General features: G+C 67.8%; 13 protein-coding genes. 5 read left to right on the forward strand and 8 right to left on the reverse strand.

Features of this window, described 5'->3' with window-relative positions; all coding sequences use genetic code 11:
* Nucleotides 1-2: 2 nt before the first annotated feature.
* Nucleotides 3-1,214, reverse strand: a complete 1,212-nt coding sequence (locus tag LZC94_16775) for an NAD(P)-binding domain-containing protein (GenBank protein WXB18878.1) — start codon at nucleotides 1,212-1,214, stop codon at nucleotides 3-5.
* 95 nt (nucleotides 1,215-1,309) lie between these two features.
* Here LZC94_16775 and LZC94_16780 point away from each other — a divergent pair, with 95 nt between their 5' ends.
* Nucleotides 1,310-1,948 carry a hypothetical protein gene (locus LZC94_16780; protein WXB18879.1) on the forward strand — a complete coding sequence of 213 codons (639 nt, stop codon included), beginning with the start codon at nucleotides 1,310-1,312 and terminating at the stop codon, nucleotides 1,946-1,948.
* 14 nt (nucleotides 1,949-1,962) lie between these two features.
* Here LZC94_16780 and LZC94_16785 read toward each other — a convergent pair whose 3' ends face one another.
* Nucleotides 1,963-2,493, reverse strand: a complete 531-nt coding sequence (locus LZC94_16785) for a GNAT family N-acetyltransferase (protein WXB18880.1) — start codon at nucleotides 2,491-2,493, stop codon at nucleotides 1,963-1,965.
* Between the two features lie 167 nt (nucleotides 2,494-2,660).
* Between LZC94_16785 and LZC94_16790 the strand changes: the two genes are divergently transcribed.
* The 3 genes from LZC94_16790 to LZC94_16800 are packed head-to-tail and all read left to right on the forward strand — an operon-like array spanning nucleotide 2,661 to nucleotide 11,244.
* Nucleotides 2,661-5,825, forward strand: coding sequence for a PD-(D/E)XK nuclease family protein (locus LZC94_16790; GenBank protein WXB18881.1), 3,165 nt, complete (start codon nucleotides 2,661-2,663; stop codon nucleotides 5,823-5,825).
* Nucleotides 5,822-9,376, forward strand: coding sequence for a UvrD-helicase domain-containing protein (locus tag LZC94_16795; protein WXB18882.1), 3,555 nt, complete (start codon nucleotides 5,822-5,824; stop codon nucleotides 9,374-9,376). Before LZC94_16790 ends, LZC94_16795 begins: the two co-directional genes overlap by 4 nt.
* A gap of 11 nt (nucleotides 9,377-9,387) precedes the next feature.
* Complete coding sequence (locus tag LZC94_16800) at nucleotides 9,388-11,244, forward strand: hypothetical protein (GenBank protein ID WXB18883.1); 1,857 nt, start codon at nucleotides 9,388-9,390, stop codon at nucleotides 11,242-11,244.
* A 333-nt stretch (nucleotides 11,245-11,577) separates the two neighbouring features.
* Here the strand turns inward: LZC94_16800 and LZC94_16805 are convergent, their stop codons facing one another.
* Nucleotides 11,578-11,865, reverse strand: coding sequence for an SEC-C domain-containing protein (locus LZC94_16805; protein ID WXB18884.1), 288 nt, complete (start codon nucleotides 11,863-11,865; stop codon nucleotides 11,578-11,580).
* 193 nt (nucleotides 11,866-12,058) lie between these two features.
* Here LZC94_16805 and LZC94_16810 point away from each other — a divergent pair, with 193 nt between their 5' ends.
* The gene (locus LZC94_16810; protein ID WXB18885.1) at nucleotides 12,059-12,517 is read left to right on the forward strand and encodes a DoxX family protein; all 459 of its coding nucleotides are present in this window, start codon (nucleotides 12,059-12,061) and stop codon (nucleotides 12,515-12,517) included.
* A gap of 40 nt (nucleotides 12,518-12,557) precedes the next feature.
* Here LZC94_16810 and LZC94_16815 read toward each other — a convergent pair whose 3' ends face one another.
* The 5 genes from LZC94_16815 to LZC94_16835 are packed head-to-tail and all read right to left on the reverse strand — an operon-like array spanning nucleotide 12,558 to nucleotide 18,597.
* Complete coding sequence (locus tag LZC94_16815) at nucleotides 12,558-14,153, reverse strand: ABC transporter substrate-binding protein (protein WXB18886.1); 1,596 nt, start codon at nucleotides 14,151-14,153, stop codon at nucleotides 12,558-12,560.
* A 4-nt stretch (nucleotides 14,154-14,157) separates the two neighbouring features.
* The gene (locus LZC94_16820) at nucleotides 14,158-15,222 is read right to left on the reverse strand and encodes a hypothetical protein (GenBank protein ID WXB18887.1); all 1,065 of its coding nucleotides are present in this window, start codon (nucleotides 15,220-15,222) and stop codon (nucleotides 14,158-14,160) included.
* Nucleotides 15,222-16,769 (reverse strand): protein kinase, encoded by a 1,548-nt coding sequence (locus tag LZC94_16825; protein WXB18888.1) that lies wholly within the window; start codon nucleotides 16,767-16,769, stop codon nucleotides 15,222-15,224. Before LZC94_16825 ends, LZC94_16820 begins: the two co-directional genes overlap by 1 nt.
* A gap of 14 nt (nucleotides 16,770-16,783) precedes the next feature.
* Complete coding sequence (locus LZC94_16830) at nucleotides 16,784-17,722, reverse strand: SDR family oxidoreductase (GenBank protein WXB18889.1); 939 nt, start codon at nucleotides 17,720-17,722, stop codon at nucleotides 16,784-16,786.
* The gene (locus LZC94_16835; GenBank protein ID WXB18890.1) at nucleotides 17,719-18,597 is read right to left on the reverse strand and encodes an acyltransferase family protein; all 879 of its coding nucleotides are present in this window, start codon (nucleotides 18,595-18,597) and stop codon (nucleotides 17,719-17,721) included. The genes LZC94_16830 and LZC94_16835 overlap by 4 nt, the downstream gene beginning before the upstream one ends.
* Between the last annotated feature and the right edge of the window lie 29 nt (nucleotides 18,598-18,626).

The raw sequence follows: 18,626 nt of genomic DNA on the forward strand, positions 1-18,626 counted from the left end.
CGTCAACACGGTTTGACGGTGACCTGGATGATCTGCTCTTTCAGGTTCGTCAGCTCCTCGGACATCGCGTCCGGCGGTAGGGAAGCGAGGCGGATGGTGGCGACGGCGGCTTTGGCGCCGGCGAAGATGGTGTTGGTCATCTCCTCGACGTTGAGGCCGTATTTGCGAACGATGGCGAGTACGGACGCCAGGACGCCGACGCGGTCGTAGTGGCGGACGATGAGCTGGGCCTTGGCGGGCGACGCACGCTCGATGTTCACCGCGCTGAGGGGTTGGCCCAGTTGCACGAACTCACGGCAGATGCGGACGGCTTCGGCCGCGATGGCGTTCTGCGCTTGCTCGGTGCTGGCGCCGATGTGGTGCGTGCCCACGAAGCCCGGCAGCTTGCACAGCGGGTGATCGAAGGGACCGGCGCCGCCCTCGGGCTCGGGGTTGTAGACGTCGAGGCCCACGCGCAGATCGCGCTCGCGCATCGCCTTTTCCAGGGCGGCGGTGTCGTGCAGGCTTCCGCGGCTGGTGTTGACGAAGGTGGCGCCGTGCTTCATGCGCGAGAAGAAGGACTCGCCAAAGAGCCCGCGGTTCTCGGAGTTGCCGGGGATGTGCACCGATACGATGTCGCTTCGCTCGGCGAGCTCGAACAAGGTGGAGCAGGGAATGATGCCCAGCGATTGCGCGAGCTCCGGGTGGGGCGAGCGCGTATACCCGACCAGGTTCATCTCGAAGGCCGCCGCCCTTCGGGCGACCGCTTGCCCGATGGATCCAAGACCGACCAGGCCCAAGGTCTTGCCTTTGAGACCATCGGCCTTGCTGTACTCCTTCTTGTTCCAGCGCCCCTCGCGCAGCTCGGCGGTGTTCTGCGGAATGCGTCGATCGAGCGCCAGGATGAGACCCACCGTGAGCTCGGCCACGGCCACGCTGTTCTTGCCGGGGCAGTTGGTTACATAAATGCCGCGGGCGCTGGCGGCTTCCACGTCGATGGTGTCGATGCCCGCGCCGGCGCGAATCACCAGCTGCAGGCGGCTCGCGGCCTCGATGGTCTCCCGGGTGACCTTCGTGCTGCGGACCACGAGAATTTCCGCCTCGCGTGCGACGTTGGGCAGCTCGGAAGCCGAGGCGTCGGGGTGGTACTGGACCTCGAGTCCGAGCGAACGAAACTCGAGCAGGTAGTTCTCTGGAAATTTATCGGCAATGACCACGCGCATGGCGCGGATCATATCGGCTTACCGTGCAGGTCGCACGCGGACACATGCCCCCTTGGCCCGAAACTTGTGATGGAAAGACACCAGGGTCACCAAGTAGCATAGGCGCAATGCGCCCTTCGATTGGCTGTGTCCTTCTCCTCGGGATGGTCTCGTGCCAAGAGCCCCGTGCCCGAAAACCCCCGGCCGAAGTTCCGATTCAAGAGTATCGCGTCGAAGGTCCCGCGCCCGAAGTGGCGCCGGAGGCCACCAAGGACGATGGGGGAGGGTCCGCGACGGGAGCAGCCGCCAAGGCCAGCGAGAGCAAAGGTCCGGACACGGCGGCCGTGGGGCCCGCAAGCAAGTTGGACGCGAAAAATGGCTTTGCCGGTGTGCAGCTGGGGTCCTCGTTCAAATCGTTCCATGGCCTGAAGCAGACCGAAAAGAGCGGGGACCGCATCACGTATCGTGTAACGAGAGGGGCTCCGTCGTATGGCGGGGTAGCCCTCCGTGACGTGCTTTACACCTTCAACAAGGGAAAGCTCGATTCCATCACGTTCTCGGTGAAGTCGAACGGCGACTGCAAGGGGGTCAAGGAGTCCCTGGAGCGCGAGCTGGGCGCCCCGCAGGCCACCTCGAGCCAAGCCTCGGTCTGGAAGGGCGAGAAGGTCGGTATGCGCTTCGCGATTTCGCCGACCAGCTCCTGCGGCGGCATGGTGGTGAGCCGCGAGCTCGCCGACGCCATCACCTGGGGCGGCCTGCAGCCGTAGCCGCGCGAGCGGCGCTACATCGCGCGCCGCTCGAAGATCGTCAGCTCGCCGAGCATCTCGTGGTCGCGGGAGCCGATGCGGGTCATCTTGCATTTCTCGATGACCCGCAAGGAGGCGCGGTGCCATTGGAAGGTCGTGGCCTGCACGGCGCGGATGCCCGGCTGCACGAGCGCCCACTGCAGGCAGGTCTCGACCGCCTCGGTGGCGTAGCCGAGACCTTGCCACTCGTCTTCCACGCCGTAGCCCACCTCGGCGATGCCGTCGGGGCCCGGGCGGCCGTGGAAGATGACGCTCCCGACGATACGCCGAGCCTTGGTGCGCACGATCATCAAGCGATCGCCCCAGAGGCGCGTCTCCGGGTCTTTGCGGATCTCGCAGAGCGAGGCGGGGAAGGCGCGCTCGATCATCGCGCGGCCATGCCACCGCTTGGGGAGGGGGGCGTTGACGGCCTGTTCGATCTTGTCGCGGTCGCTCGCCATCATCGCCTCCACCAAAGGAAGCGTGAAAGGAACCAACTCGAGCCGTTCGGTGAGGAGCACGGACACGCGAACGATGATAGTTTCACCCGCGCGAAATGGGCCAGCTTGACCTTCTCTCTGCGCGCGTCGACGAGCCGCGGCGAATCGTTGTCGGTTCGTCCCGCGCCGAGCTCCGCATTGCAAGAGCCGTTTCGTGGCTTGCGTCACGCGGTCCTACGACGCGTCTCGTCATCGTGGGCCCCACGTTGGAGGTGGCCGCGGAGGTCGCGCGCGAAGCCGGAGCGCAAGTCCGCCGAACCTTCGGATGGGAGCGTACGACCCTTGCGCGCATGGCCGCTGCCCTGGCCGCGCCGGAGCTCGCGGCGCGAGGGCTCGTTCCGTCCGGGAGGCTCACCCTGGAGGCCCTTTCGACGCGCGTCGTTCATCGGCTGGCCGAAAAGGGCGAGCTCGGGCGCTTTGCGGCCGTGGCCGACCGGCCCGGCCTTCCGCGCGCGCTGGCCCGCACCTTCAACGAGCTGCGGATGGCCAAGACCGAGCCCCGCGCCTTGGGCGAGACCGATTTGCAACGATTGTGCGACGCCTTCGCCGCGGAGCTCGAGGCGGATCGGATCGCCGACCGCGCGCTGATCTTCGAGCTGGCGGTGACGGCGGCCCTCGATCGCACCACGTCGCATCCGTTTTTGGACGTGCCGATGCTTTTGGTCGACCTGCCGCTGCGCTCCGTGCTCGAGACCGAGCTCTTGACGGCTCTGGCGCTGCGCGCGGAGCAGGTGCTCGCCACGTTCCCCGAAGGCGACCAACGCACCGAGCAGCACCTCGGCGAAGCGCTCGCGGTGCGCGCCGTGCGCCTGACCGACCCCTCGCGCACCACCTTGTCGCGCCTCCAGCGCGGCTTGTTCTCGCCGACCACCGAGACGGGCGAGGTCGACGACGCCGTGGAGATGCTGTCGGCGCCGGGCGAGAGCCGCGAGTGCATCGAGATCGCCCGCCGCATCTTGCGGGAGGCCGCGCGCGGCGTCCCGTTCGACCGCATGGCCATCGTCTTGCGGGCCCCGGTCGCCTACCGCGCGCACCTGGTCGAGGCCCTGCGCCGTGCGGCCATTCCCGCCTATTTTGCACGTGGCACGGTGCGGCCGGACTCGGCGGGGCGCGCGTTTTTGGCGCTTTTGTGGTGCGCCATCGAGAAGCTCTCCGCCCGCCGTTTCTCCGAGTACCTCTCGCTGAGCGAGGTGCCGGGCGCCGATGAAGGCGGGAGGCCGCCGCCGCCCTTGGCCGGCACCGAGCGCTGGGTCGTCCCCGACGACGAGTTTCTCCCGAGCGCGCTGGAACGCACGGCCGAGGACGAGCCCCAAGAAGAAGAAGCCGCCGTGGTCTCGCATAGTCCATCGTCCTTGGCGGTGGTGGGGGGCACCTTGCGCGCGCCGTACCGGTGGGAGCGGCTCATCGTCGATGCTGCGGTCATCGGCGGGCGAAAGCGCTGGGAGTCGCGCCTGGGCGGCCGCGCCAAGAGCCTCGAGCGGGAGCTCGGCCTCTACCCCGAGGACAACGCGCGCGCGGTGGTGATCCGCCGCGAGCTCGCGGATCTGGCGAGCCTCCAGAGCTATGCGCTGCCCTTGCTCGACGATCTCGCCGCGCTGCCGCCTTCGGCCGATTGGGGCACGTACATCGATCGATTGGGCGCGCTCGCCACCCGCGCCTTGCGCCGCCCCAACCGCGTGCTCTCCGTGCTGGCGGAGCTGGAGCCGCTCCGGCGGGTGGGGCCCGTGTCGCTCTCGGAGGTGCGCCTGGTGCTCGAGCAGCGCCTCACGGAGCTCACCGTGCCCCCGCGCGGGCGCCGCTTCGGTTGCGTGTATATTGCATCCACCGAGGAGGTGCGCGGCCTCACCTTCGAGGTGGTGTTCGTCCCCGGCCTGGCCGAGCGCATCTTCCCGCAGAAGGTCATCGACGATCCCGTGCTGCCGGACCGGGTGCGGCTCGCGCACCCCCTCGACCTGGTGACCAACCGCGAACGCTCCGAGGAGGAGCGGCTCGCGCTGCGCATCGCCGCCGGCGCGGCCAACGCGCGCCTCGTTTTGTCGTACCCGCGCATCGACGTGGAGCAGTCGCGCCCGCGCACGCCCTCGTTCTACGGGCTGGAGGTCTTGCGCGCGGCCGAGGGGCGCCTTCCGGGCTTCGACGAGCTGGCCCGCCGCGCCGAGCGGGTGGGCGATGCGCGCATTGGCTGGCCGGCTCCGGCGCAAGCGCGCGACGCCGTGGACGCGGCGGAGCACGATCTGTCGCTCCTCGAATCGATCCTGAAGAAGCCCGAGGCCGAGACCATCGGCACGGCGCGCTACCTGCTCTCCACCAACCCGCACCTGGCGCGCGCCCTGCGGACGCGCGCGCGAAGGTGGCATCCGAACTGGTTCTCGGTGGACGGGCTCCTCGACGTCAAGGGCGAGGCCCGCGAGGCCCTCGACGCGCACCTGCTCTCGCGGCGCTCCTTCTCGCCCACCGCCCTGCAGAACTTCGCGGCGTGCCCGTACCGCTTCGTGCTGCAGGCCATTCACCGGCTCGGGCCGCGCGACGAACCGGCGCCCATCGAGGAGCTCGACCCGCTGGAGCGCGGATCGCTCGTGCACGACGTGGAGTACACCCTGTACGTCCGGCTCCGGGACAAGAACATGCTGCCCGTCACCCGCGAAAATCGGCGGGCGGTCGAGGCGGAGCTCGATCAGGCGCTCGCCGAGGTGGCCGCGCGCTACCAGGACGACTTGGCGCCGGCCATCGACCGGGTCTGGCAGGACGGCATCGAGGCCATCGCCGCCGATCTGCGCGAGATGCTCCGCCGCGACGCGGAGGACGACGAGTGGAGCCCCACGCACTTCGAGCTCTCGTTCGGCTTGCCCGACCGCGCGGGGCGCGATCCGGCAAGCATCGAGGAGCCGCTGAAGCTCGACGAGGGCATCCTCTTGCGCGGCTCGATCGACTGCGTCGAGCGGAGCGCGCGCGGCACCTTGCGCGCGACCGACTACAAGACCGGCAAGGTGCGCGCGACCGCCACCACCCGGATCGGCGGCGGGCAGACGCTCCAGCCGATTTTCTACGCGCTCGCGCTCGAAAAGCTCTTCGAGGGGCGCAGCGTGGAGGGCGGGCGCCTGTATTACTGCACCACCGCGGGCGAGTTCAAAGAGTACACCATCGGGCTCGACGAGGCGGCGCGCGCGGAGGCCAAGACGGTGGTCAACGTGGTCGGCAAGGCGCTGGAGGCGGGGGCGCTGCCGGCCGCGCCCGACGAAGGCGCGTGCCAGTACTGCGACTACCTCCGCGTGTGCGGCCCCTACGAAGAGATGCGGACGCGCAAGGTGAAGAACCAAGCGCCGCTGGCGCCGCTCATGGCCCTGCGGAGGCGCGCATGACGCTTCTTTTCGGCGCCCTCGACAAGCCGCTCGGCGACGCCAAGGCACGGCAGCGGATTCGCGAAGACCTCGATACGACTCTGGTGGTGGAGGCGGCGGCGGGGACGGGAAAGACGACGGAGCTCGTCGGCCGCGTGCTCTCGCTCGTGAAGAAGGGAAAGGCGCGGCTCTCGGCCATCGTGGCCGTCACCTTCACCGAGAAGGCCGCGGGGGAAATGAAGCTGCGGCTGCGCACCGAGATCGAGAAGGCGCGCAGCAGCGAGGTGGTCTCCGATCTCGAGCGCAAGAACCTCGACGCCTCGCTGGCCGAGCTCGAGGCCGCGCACATCGGCACCATTCACGGCTTCTGTGCCGACCTGCTGCGCGAAAGGCCCGTGGAGGCGTGCGTCGACCCGCTGTTCGAGGTGGCGGACGACGACGGCAAGCAGCGCATCTTGCACGACTGCTTCGAGCCATGGTTCGAGGCGCAGCTGGCCAAGCCGCTCCCACAGGTGGAGCGCGTGCTCCGCCGCCGCTCGCGCGATCGCGACGCGGTGGGGCCGCGGCACGTGCTCACCCAGGCGGTGTCGTCCCTCATCGAGCAGCGCGACTTCGACACCCCGTGGTCGCACACCCCTTTCGACCGGCGCGGGGCGGTCGATGACATCCTCGAGGATCTGCGCGCCTTGGGCGCTCTCGCACCGCGTGCAGACTACAAGGATTCCTGGCTCGCCAAGAGCTTTGCCGAGATCGCGCGCTACATCGGGGAGCTCGACCGGCGCGAGGCCGTCCGGGGCGGAGTGGCCGAGCGCGACTACGACGGCCTGGAGGCGGAGCTGCGCACGCTGTGCCGGCAGAAGCTCTGGGGCTGGAAGGGCAGCGGGCGGTACTACGGCAAGGGTCTCGACCGGCAAGGGGTCCTCGACGAGAAGGCGCGCGTCCACGAGAAGCTCAAAAAGGTGCTCGAGCAGGCCGACGCCGATCTCGCGGCCGGGCTCCGCGCGGAGCTATGGCCCCTGGTGGGCGAGTACGAGGCGCGCAAGCGCAGCGCCGGCAAGCTCGATTTTCTCGACCTGCTCCTCCTGACGCGGAACCTCCTCCGCGATCACGCCGACGTTCGCCGGGAGCTGCAGCAACGGTTCACGCATTTGCTGGTGGACGAATTTCAAGACACCGATCCCCTGCAAGCCGAGATCCTCCTGCTCCTCGCCGCCAGCGATCCCGCCGAATACGAGGCGATGCGCGCGTTCCCCGTGCCGGGGAAGCTCTTCGTGGTGGGCGATCCCAAGCAGTCGATCTACCGCTTTCGGCGCGCGGACGTGGCGCTGTACGAGAGCATCAAGCGCCACCTGGAGGCCACGGGCGCGGACGTGCTGCACCTGTCCACGAGCTTCCGCAGCCTCCCCGCGATTCAAAAGGCCGTCAACGCCGCGTTCGAGCCGCTGATGCAAGGCAACGCGCGCGGCTCGCAAGCGACCTATGTGCCGCTGCAGGCCTTTCGCGACGAGCCAAAGCATGCGCGCCCGTCGATCGTGGCGCTGCCGGTCCCGCGGCCGTGGGGCGATTTCGGCAAGATCGTCAACTTTCGCATCGACGACTCGTTCCCCGATGCGGTGGGCGCCTTCGTGCATTATCTCCTGTCGGAGAGCGGCTGGACCATCGCGGAGCGGGAGGGCGGGCGGATGGTGCCGCTCGAGGCGCGCCATGTGTGCTTGCTCTTCAAGCGCCTGCAGAACTTCGGCGCCGACGTGACCCGCCCGTACGTGCGCGCCCTGGAGGCGCGGCGCATTCCTCACGTGCTCGTGGGCGGGCGCTCGTACCACGCGCGCGAAGAGGTGGTGGCCATCGTCAATGCGCTCTCGGCCATCGAGTGGCCCGACGACGAGCTCTCCGTCTTCGCCACGCTTCGCGGGCCCTTTTTCTCGCTGGGCGACGACGCGCTCTTGGCGTTTCGGCACCGCACCAAGGGCGAGCTGAACCCGTTTCGAAGGCTCGATCCGGAGCTGCTCTCCGAGCTCACGCGCCCGGTGCGCGACGCCATGGCGCTCCTGGCCGAGCTGCACCGGCGGCGAAACCGCAGGCCCATCGCCGATACCATCGTGCACGTCCTGGAGGCGACGCGGGCCCATGCGGGCATCGCCATTTGGCCGACGGGCGAGCAGGCGCTCGCCAACGTGCTTCGCGTGCTCGACATCGCGCGGCGCTTCGAGTCGCGCGGGGCCACGTCGTTTCGGTCCTTCGTGGAGTACATGAAGGACGAAGCGCACCGCGGCGGCGTTTCGGAGGCGCCGGTGGTGGAAGAGGGCACCGACGGCGTTCGCATCATGACGGTGCACCGGGCCAAAGGGCTCGAATTTCCGGTCGTCATCCTGGCGGATCCGACGGCGAAGCCAACGTTGTCCGAGCCGTCGCGGTACGTGGATGCATCCCGGCGTTTGTGGGCCATGCCGCTCTGCGGCGCTTCACCGCGCGAGCTCCTCGAGCACCGCGACGATGTGCTGGAGCAAGATGGCGAAGAGGCGCTGCGCCTCCTCTATGTGGCGGCCACGCGGGCGCGCGAGCTGCTCGTGGTGCCTGCGCTGGGCGACGAGGTGTCGGGGGAGTTTTGGACCAGCGCGCTCAATCCCGTGATTTATCCGTACGACGACGCGCGGCGCGCGTCCGAGCGAGCCCCGGGGTGCCCGGAGTTTGGGCCCGACAGCGTGCGCGAGCGGCCCGAGGGGGTGCGCGCGGATGTGCACGACTCGGTGAAGCCGGGGCTGCACCGTCCGCGGGCGGGCGATCACCACGTGGTGTGGTGGGATCCGGCGGCCTTGGGGCTCGACAAGCACCATGACGTGGGGTTGCGGCAGCAGCGGATCCTCGAGGCGGACAAGGCAGGAACCGTCGCGGAAGCGGGGGAGAGGCTGCACGCGCTGTGGCGGAGGGAGAGGGACGAGGCGCTGGCGCATGGAGGGCGGCCGTCGCGGGTGATCCATACGGTGACGGAGGTGTCGCATCAGGCGGAGGTGGCGGCGGAACCCGGTGCGGGGGCGGAGCGGGGGGAGTTGGCGGAGTTGGCAGAGTTGGTTGCGCCGGTGGTGGAGATGATGGTGACGGATGCTCCGCGGGAGGGGCGGCCGCGGGGGAAGCGGTTTGGTACCTTGGTGCACGCGGCGCTGGCGGTGGTGGATTTGTTGGCGGTGCCGGACGCGGTTCGACGGGTGGTGAACGTGCAGGCGAGGCTCGTGGGCGCGAACGAGGAGGAGATCGAGGCGGCGGCGGCGGCGGTGGTGTCGGCGCTGCGGCATCCGATTTTCGAGCGGGCGCGTGACGCCAGTGAGTGCCGGCGCGAATCGCCGATTCTGTGTCAGATGGCGGATGGCTCGTTCTTGGAGGGCGTGCTCGACCTTGCGTTTCGCGAGCGCGACGGGCAGGGGTTCGTGTGGACGGTGGTCGACTACAAGACGGACGCCGGGCTTGGCTCCCACCTCGAGACCGTCCGGCAGTACGAGGCGCAGGTGGCGCTGTATCTACGTGCGGTTTCCGAATCGACGCACGAGCGGGCTCGCGGCGTGCTGCTCTCAGTGTAATCTCCAAGCCCGTGTCGGGCTTGCCTCGTCTTTTCTTAGCGCTCTTTCTTCTTTCGTCCCTCTTGATCGCGCGGCAGGGGCGCGCGGAGCCTTACTCGGCCTACGAGCGGGAGACGATTTCCCTCGTCTTGAAGGACCTCGCCAACGGGAAGCCGGCTGCGCCCAGCTTCGAAGCGAGCCCCGAGGGAAAGACCATCGAGCGCATCGACATCGTGCGCCTCGAGGTGTTCGAAAAGCGCGATCCCGCGCCGGGCTTCCTCAATGTGCTCCACACCCTGACCAAAGAGTCCATCGTGGGGCGCGAGGTGCTCTTGCGCGCGGGCGAGCCCTATCGCCAGGATCTGGCCGATGAAACGGCCCGCAACCTACGGCGGCTGCCGCAGCTGTCCTTGGTCATGGTGGTCCCGCTCCGGGGCAGTACGCCCGATCGCATGCGCCTCCTCGTCATCACCAAGGACGTGTGGTCGCTTCGCATGGGGTTCGACATCGGCCTGAGCTCGTCCGGTCTGGAGTCGCTCCTGCTCGAGCCCACCGAGTCCAACCTCGCGGGCAGCCATCAGCTCGTCCTCGGGCGATTCACCTACCGGCCCAACGCGTACTCGCTCGGCATGGCGTACCGCATTCCGCGCGTGCAGGGGCTATGGCTGGCGCTCAACACCGACGCCAATGTCATCGTGAACCGCACGCGCGGGAACCCCGAAGGCTCGTTTGGCATCGTCTCCGCGTCGCGCTTTTTGTATTCGAAGTACGCCGAGTGGGCGTGGAGCTCCCAGCTCGCATGGCGCGACGAGGTCTCGCGGCGCTATGTCGGCGTGAATGTGGCCCGCTTCAACGCGGAGGCCACACCGGAGAGCGACGCGATGCCCTATCAGTTTCGCTCACGGCGCTACACGTCGACGCACTCGCTCACCCGCTCGTTCGGGCGCGACATCAAGAACGATTTCACCATCGGCGCCGAGATGAACCTGCGGCGCTATCGGACCGCCTTCGACGCCGATCTTCCCGAGGGGGCGGCGGTGCCCAACTACAACCCGGTGGCCGTCGCCGAGTTCGAGCGGCGGGTGATGCCGAGGAGCGACACCCGGGTCGGCCCCTTTCTCCAGTGGCATGGCTACACCACGAACTTTCTCCGGGTGCACGACTTCGAGTCCTTGGCGCTCCAGGAGGACTACCGACTCGGTCACGATCTCTGGCTGCGCGTCTACCCCGTCGCCCACGCCTTTGGCTCCAGCCGCAGCTTTCTCGGCGTCTATGGGGCCGCGCAGTACACCTTGCAGCTCGGGAGCGATGGCCTCGTGCGCGGCTCGGTGGAGGCGACCAACGAGTTCGAGTCCGACCGCATGAGCGACGCCTCCTTGGAGCTCGATTTGCGCGTCTCCACGCCACGATTTGGCTTCGGGCGGCTCGTCTTCGACGCGGCGCTGCTCAATCGGTACCGCAATTACCTCAATCGAACGAGCTTCCTCGGCGGCGATGGGCGCTTGCGCGGCTATCCCAGCGGCTATTTCGCGGGCAAGGACGTGCTCGTCGGCAATGTCGAGTTTCGCACCCTGCCGCTCGCCATCTTCTCCGTCCAACTCTCCGGCGCCGCCTTCTACGACGTGGGAAACGCGGTCAACGGTTTGGACAAGGTGTTCACCCGCGACGCGGTGCGGCTGCACCACTCGGCGGGGGTTGGTTTCCGCGTGCTGTTCCCCCAAGTCGATCGCATCGTCTTCCGCGGCGATCTCGGCTTTCCGCTGGATCGCCCGGCCGGCGTGAACGGTGTGACCTTCTTTTTCACGTTCCAGCAGGCCTTTGGTCTATCCACGGTGGGCACGCTGGCCGGACAGGGGACCTCGGCGACCAGCGGCATGCTCGGTCAATGAACGTAGACCTGGGCCTCGTTTGGAAATCGGCGGTGCGCGCCGGCCAGCAGGCGCTTTGGTCCATTCATGGTGGGCACGCTGGCCGGACAGGGGACCTCGGCGACCAGCGGCATGCTCGGTCAATGAACGTAGGCCGGGGCCTCGTTTGGAAATCGGCGGTGCGCGCCGGCCAGCAGGCGCCTTGGTCTATCCGCGGTGGGCACGCTGGCGGGACAGGGACCTCGGCGAACCGCGGCATGCTCGGCCAATGAACGCGCAAATGTAGGCCGGGGCCTCGTTGGAAATCGGCGGTGCGCCGGCCGGCAGGTGTGGGGCTCGATGGAACGGGCGTGCTTAGACCGAACGGCGCCGGAAGAGCGGGGGGGCTGCGTGGCCGCTGCCGCCAGAACCCGGCTTCGGAACGGAGCGCGCTTGCGGGTTGCGGAAGCCCGCCTCGCCCGATGTCGCCTCGTCCTTTTCCGCATTTTCGGCCTCGGCGGCGGCTGCCGCTGCGGCTGCAGCTGCTTTGGCCGCGAGCTCAGCGGAGCGTGCTGCCTCGTCCGTGGGTAGGTGGCATTTCTTGTATTTGTTGCCGGAGCCGCAGTGGCAAGGGTCGTTTCTACCGATTTTAATGGCCGTCACGAGGGGTCTCTCTCTGGTCTCTCACGTCTGTGTACGATTCGCAGCGCCGGCGGTCAATGGTCGCATTGCGCGGGGACCGATTCGTGGGAAGCTTTCGTTCGTCAAGTCCATTTTCGGCGGCGCTCATTCCCGCATTCTGCGAACCGGCTGACGAAGGAGGGGCGCTGCACCACGTTTTCGACCGAGGTGGCGCATGGATCCGTATCTCAAGCTCCGAGCATGGGTCGACGAACATCGTGATGGCTGGCTCGACCTACTGCGTATTTACATGGGGGTGGCCCTGCTGCTGAAGGCGATATCCTTCATGCAGCACATGTCGGCATTCATCGAGACCATGCCGATCAAGTCGGGCGCCTTCGCACCTGCATTGCTTGCACATTACATTGTCATGGCGCACGCCGCCGGCGGAATCATGCTCATCTTCGGCATGCTCACCCGCGTGGCCGCCGCCGTGCAGGTCCCCATCCTCGCGGGCGCCGTCGTCTTCGTGCACTGGAACGAGGGCCTCTTCCAGCCCGCGCAGACCCTCGAGTTCGCGCTCCTCGTCCTCTTCATCCTGGTGCTGCTCACCGTGGCGGGTGGCGGCCGCTGGTCCATCGACGAGCACCTGCGCCATCAGCGGGAGGCCCTCCCGCTCCCTCGCCACGTGTAGCGCGTCACCTGCGGCGCCCGCGCGCTCCTGCGACGTATCCTCAAAAGCCGCAAAACCCCCGAATCGCATCCATCCCGCCCGTGAGCCCGCGCGTCGTGGCGCTGAAGTACACGGCCGGGATGGTGATCGGATCGGTGATTTTGTCGCTCTCGTCCTTCTTGACGCACCAAAGGAGGATATCCGACGCCGCCTCGCCCGTCTTCGTATCGAGGTTCAATGGGCCCGACGCGCCGTCGTAGTCGAACGAGCGACCCTCGGCCAAAATCTTGAATGCGTCGTTGATGTACGTCTGCCCGGCCCGCACGCTCGGCGCCGCCGCGATCTGCCGCTTGAAGCCCTCGGCGATGTTGCGACCCGTGAGCGGCCTGCCCTCGAGCGACACCATGGAGTACGTTAGCATGTAGAACGCATCGTACGCGTTGACCGCCCACGTGGCCTCGGGGGAGGTGCCGTCGAAGACGCGCGAACGGTACGCGCTCTTGAAGTCCTCGAAGTTCGGCCCCACCGTGCCCGGCTTGGTCCCGAGCATGCGCTGCCTCGTGCCCTCCGGCGCCTCCGCGAGGTACTGGGACATCTGCGGAACGGCGCTGCCATCGGTCATCAGGTAAAACGGGCGATACGGGAGCTCCGGCTTCCAATGTTTCTCCACCGCCACGATGACCGAGCGCACCGTCTCCGTCGTCCCGAAGAGGAAGATGACGTGGGGCGCGAAGTCGACGATCTCCTTCGCGCGCGCCGCGTAGTCGGGTATTTCGATGTCCGGATTACCGTATTCGATGCGGCGATAATAATTCGGCGCATTGGACGGGTCGGTGGCCTTCGCCCCGTTGAACGAGAGGATCGGCGTGAAGGCGTTGCCCAGGCCTCGCCCGTACGGATCGCCCTTGTGCAGGAGGGCGACCTTGAGCTTCGTGCCCGCCGGCAGCTTCGCCTTCATGTCGTCTTCGATCAACTTCATCAGCGCCGCGTGGGCGTCCGCTTGGATGACGTCCGACGGGCACGTGCGCCACACCAGGCCATCGTCTTGGAGGGTCGAGAGGGTGATGCTCGTGGAGGACGGCGAAATGAGGAGCGCGCCCGCCGGAATGGTGACCTGGGTCGCCACCGCCGTGGTCACGCCGCTGTAGGCCGCGCCGATGATCGCGGGCACGCCGACCTCCTCCGTCAAATGTCGGGCCGCGCGAATCGCCGTCGGCTCCTCGGCGCCGTCGTTGCACGCCACCAGGACCATGGGCCGCCGCTGCGTTTTTCCCGGCAGCGGCGGGAGCCACTGGTTCTGGAGGAAATCGCCGAACGCGAGCTCCACCCCGTTCTCGATGGGCGTCCCCGAGGTTTTGTCGCGCCCTTCGATGGGAAAGAGCGAGCCCACGATGATCGCGTCGTCGTTGGTGGGATCGCCCAGCACGCGCTTGCAATCGTCGGACACCAGGCTCACGCAGCGCTTGGTGGAGGCGCGGCAGATCCAGTTTGGCCCGCGCGCCCGCGTGCAGTCGCTGTGCGTGTTGCAGTAGACGCCCTGGGCGACGTGGTACCCGGATGCGTCCACCAGGTTGCTGCAGCCCGCCATATGGGCGGATACCACGAGCGCGACGAGGCCGGCGAACGCCGGGAAGATCGAAGAAGGTCGGGAGCGCATGACGTCAGAAACGCCCCTGCCACGTGATCGACGCGGGGCCGATCGACAGGGCGCTACCGGGCTTGGTGGTGGACGGCGGCTCGGTGAGCAGCAGGATCGCGCCGGCGGCGATCCCCACGCCGCCCACCACGAAGCCGACGGTGGAGATCACGCTCTGCGTCTCGAGCGCCGAGATGCGGCCGTTTTGGTCCGGCGGGCAGGCTTTGCCTGAATCGCACACGTCGTCGAGTTTGCCCTTGGTGTCGAGCGCCAGCAATCCGAAGATGCTCCCGACGATCACGGCGCCGCCGCCCACCCCGAGCGCCACGACGCCCGCCGTGCGGTGCAGGGTCCAAGGGCTCGGCTCTTTGCTGGCCGGAGGGAAATTCGGCTCCGGCTTCGGCGCCGCCGCCCCGCCGCGCGCGCTCGGCTCGCTCTCGTGGAGCTTGGGCGAAGAGGGCTCGATGGGCGGCGCCTCCGGGCGGGGCTCCGACGTCGGCGTCAGGCCCAGGTTGACCTCGGAGCGCTCGCCCTCGGCCAAGGTGACGGTGCTGGTGGCCATCGCGTAGCCCTCGGCGGCGGCGGTGATCGTGTGCGCGCCCGGATCGATGGGCCGATCGATGTCGAGCCACTCGGCCGAGAGCGGCTCGCCGTCCAAGGTGACGCGCGGCTTGGCGTCGGCCTTCGCCTCGACGTGCACGTGGAGCTTGGCGATGCGCGGCAGCACGTCGTCCAAGGTGCGTTTGGCGCGCGCTCGCGCGGTCACGAACGCCGCAGGCGCGGCGGCGGCCAGCGGCTCGCGCACCACGCGCTGCAGCTGCTCGCTGCCGAGCACCAACCGACCGAGCGCGATATGGCACTCACCGAGCCGCCCCAAGGTGGTCGGCGCATGGTGAAGGCGCTCGGCGCGTTCGAGCTTGGCGATGGCCTCCTGGCAATTGCCGGCGTCGGCCAGGCGCACGCCTTCCACGCCCAAGCTGCGCGCGGCCGCGATGGCCGAGGGATCGTAGGTCGGCGTGGGCGGCGCAGGCTGAGCGTGGACGCTTGCGGCGGTGAGGAGCAAGGTCGCGAAGACGAAGAAAGGTTTCATCAGTAACCGAGATCGGGCTCGCCTCCGTCGGCCGGTGCTTTGCCCGCCGTCACGCTTCGAGGTGGGCGCCGTCGCGTGGATCCATCGCTGCGGCTCGCGTCCCGCGGGTCGGCGGAGGGCGACTTGCCGTCGCCGCTCGGCTGCGCCGCTTTGTCTCCGCCGAGCGCACCGTGCGCGGGGTCGGCCGCGCCTTTTTCGGCGCGCGCGAGGTCGTCGGGCCCAGGCCCGCCGCGCGCGCTGCCCAGGTTCTCCGTCGGTCCCGGCTGCGTCGCCGGCGCGACATTGGCCGCGCGCTCGCTCTTCTGCGGTGCTTTGCGGCTGCCGAACGTGGCGACGCCGAGGGCCACGGCGGCGAGGAGCCCCGCGCCCGCGCCGAGGAGCAACATGGCCCGCGTGCGGTTCGCCGCCACCCGCGGCTGGCGCGCCAGCTCCGCACTCAGATCCGGCATGGTGGGCGCGTCGCGCGCGATGGGATCGCGCGAGACGGCGGGGATGGACGAGGCGGGGAGCGAAATGGCCGGCCCGGTCGAGGCGAGCGACGCCGGGGGCGCGGCCGGCGGATGGACCGACGTGGGCAGGCGCAAATCGATGTTCGACAGCCCCGACGAACGAATCACCGACACCGTTCGCTCGGCCGACACCCGCGAGCGCCGCGGCGCGAAGGGGAGCAGCGCGATCGCGAGCTCCGCCACGTTGGCGAAGCGCCGGTTCGGATCTTTCTCGAGGCAGCGCTCGATCACGGAGGCGAGACCGGCCGGCGAGTCGGGCCGCACCGTGTCGAGCCAGGGCGCTTTGCCCTTCAAAATGGCCTGCGTCACCTCGTGCACGCTGGCGCCGTCCCACGCGTAGTGGGCGGTGAGGAGCTCGTAGAGCACCACGCCGAGCGACCAGATGTCCGAGCGGCCGTCGATGGTCTCGAGCTGCTGCATCTGCTCGGGCGACATGTAATGGGGTGTTCCCATCATCCGCGACTCACGGATATTTCCGGGCAGGAAGTCTTGCGACTTGGGGGCCGGGATCGCCTTCGAGATACCGAAATCGAGCAGCTTGATCGAGCGCCAGCCCTCGGTGTGATTCACCATGTAGAGGTTCTCGGGCTTGATATCCCGGTGGACGATCCCGAGCGCGTGGGCCTGCGCCAGCGCCTCGCACGCTTGCACCACGTACTCGACGGCCTCCTCCACGGGGAGCGGGCCATTCTCGTGCAAGGCCGTTCCGAGATCGATGCCCTCGAGGTACTCCATCACCATGAAGGGCGTGCCGTCTTCGCGCATGCCCACGTCGTGCACGCGCGCCACATGCTCGCTCTTGATGCGCACGCAGGCCTTCGCCTCGCGCGAGAAGCGCTCGACGATCTCGCCGTCCGCAGCGATCTCGGGACGCAGCAGCTTGAGCGCGAATTGCTCGTCGAGCACCAGGTGCGTTGCAAGTACGACGACGCCCATGCCGCCTTGACCTAGAACGCGGTCGACCCGGAATTTGCCGGCGATGATCTCGCCTACGGCGACGGTTCCCCGCCCGACGTTGTCGAGTTTTTTCGCGCTCAAGGCGGTTCAGATTATCACGCAGAAGGAGAGACTGGCGGGGGGAATGCTTTGCGGTAGGCGGCAATCGTTTCCACTTCGTCGTACAGGTGACGAAATCCAGTCGCCTTGCGAAACGCGGTCGCATCGACGACCACGGGGTACTTGACATGACTGAGCGCGCCACGTGGCAGACGCGGCAAGCCCCATCTCCCGAGGGTTCGATCGATTAGGAATTCCGGAAGCGGTAGTCGTTTTCGACCGCTTTCGCGGACGATGACGGAAAACGGAACAGGAGGCGGTCCGGCCACATTGAAAATACCGCGTGCACGCTTTTCGAGCGCAAGCGCAATGGACGTCACGACGTCATCCTCATGCATGAACTGGAACAGAGGGTCGAACCCCATGAGGCTCGGAACGGTCGGTCCCTTGAGGTAGGTCGCCAAGGTCCCGTGCCCGCTTGGCCCAAGCGTGTAGGAGACCCGAAGCACGGTCGTGACGAGCTCGGAGAAGCGCCAGAGTGCGGTGGCGGCAAAAAGATCGGCCGCCACCAGATCGGCGAGCTCGGGAAAGGTGGAGAGGGCCATGGGCGGCTCGTCCTCTGTATGGAAGAGAGGAGAGTCGGGCGCGGCGCCGTAGAAGGTATGACGCCCCACGAAAATACAATGCTTTGCGCCATACGCGCGGCAATGGTCGAAAACGGCCCGCGTGCCACCCAGGTTGATGCGGTTGCGTTCTTCGCCCTTCATCATGAGCGACGTCACCGTCGCCATATGCACCACGGCCTCGGGCCGCACCCGACGAAACACGTCTTCGGCGGCGCGTTTTCGGATATCGACCCGGTGAAGGTCGATTTCTTTCGGCGCATCGAACCACGGACGAACGTCGATCCCCACCACGTCGTGGCCTTCGGCGAGGAGGTGCAATGCCAGCTTCTGCCCGACCCCCCCGGAGATGCCGGGAATGACGATTTTCATCGGGAATTGCGATCCTGGCCCGCCCCACGCGAACCGTGCGGACCCGAAATGCCGCCGTCGCCGAGCTGCAGAGAGCCCTTTGGCTCGCCGCGGCGCACGCGAAGCCCTCGATCGATGAGCTGCGCGATACTCGATTTCACCTCGTCGACATAGCCGGCAATCACCTCGTCCTCCTCGCTGCCCGTGCCCTGAAACACCAGCGGTGCTCCGTAATGGATCTCCAGCTTGACGGGGAGGGGAATGGGCGGCCAATACGCGACGATTGGAATGTACGGTACGCCCAGCTTCTTTCCGAGCTTGTACGAGTTGGCCACCGTGGGGAGCGCGTCGCCGCCGCCGAGGAAGCCGAACGGAATGATGGGCGTCTTCGTCTTCAGCGCCAGCCGCAGAAACCCGGTGCCGAAATCGACCAGGGAGTTTCGCTCCTTGAAAAGCTTGGCGGTGCCGCGCGCGCCCTCGGGAAAGACCATGAGCAAGCGGTCCTCCTCGAGCAGCCGCTCGGCGTGCTCGGGCAGCCCCGTGAACTGCCCGACCTTGCCCGACCACGACGAGGCGAACGGAAAGCGGATGATGAACTTCTCCGCCATACCCTGCGCCAGCCGCGGCGGCTCCATTTCGAAGAAGACCGAGCCCCACACCATGGTGGCGTCGATGGCAATCCCACCCGCATGATTGCCGACCAACATGGCGCGCCCGCGCCGCGGCACGTTCTCCAGCCCGTGCGTCTCGACCGAAAAGTAGTGGCGGTAGAAGAACTCCAGCGCGGTGTACGCACGCGTCAGGTGCTTCTTCGATACGCCATATGGGTCTACCCCCCAAGGGCTAAACGGAATTTGCAGCCGCTCCACACGCTCGGCGATCGACTCTTTCGGCAAAGCCCAGCCACGGTAGCATTGCGGGCCGA

This window comes from Sorangiineae bacterium MSr11954, from assembly GCA_037157815.1.
Taxonomy (GTDB): Bacteria; Myxococcota_A; Polyangia; order Polyangiales; family Polyangiaceae; genus Pendulispora; species Pendulispora albinea.

Coding starts and splice junctions, on each gene's coding strand:
- LZC94_16815 (WXB18886.1), bottom strand. CDS start 14,153: ATGCGCTCCCGACCTTCTTCGATCTTCCCGGCGTTCGCCGGCCTCGTC.
- LZC94_16820 (WXB18887.1), bottom strand. CDS start 15,222: ATGAAACCTTTCTTCGTCTTCGCGACCTTGCTCCTCACCGCCGCAAGC.
- LZC94_16775 (WXB18878.1), bottom strand. CDS start 1,214: ATGATCCGCGCCATGCGCGTGGTCATTGCCGATAAATTTCCAGAGAAC.
- LZC94_16830 (WXB18889.1), bottom strand. CDS start 17,722: ATGAAAATCGTCATTCCCGGCATCTCCGGGGGGGTCGGGCAGAAGCTG.
- LZC94_16795 (WXB18882.1), top strand. CDS start 5,822: ATGACGCTTCTTTTCGGCGCCCTCGACAAGCCGCTCGGCGACGCCAAG.
- LZC94_16810 (WXB18885.1), top strand. CDS start 12,059: ATGGATCCGTATCTCAAGCTCCGAGCATGGGTCGACGAACATCGTGAT.
- LZC94_16780 (WXB18879.1), top strand. CDS start 1,310: ATGCGCCCTTCGATTGGCTGTGTCCTTCTCCTCGGGATGGTCTCGTGC.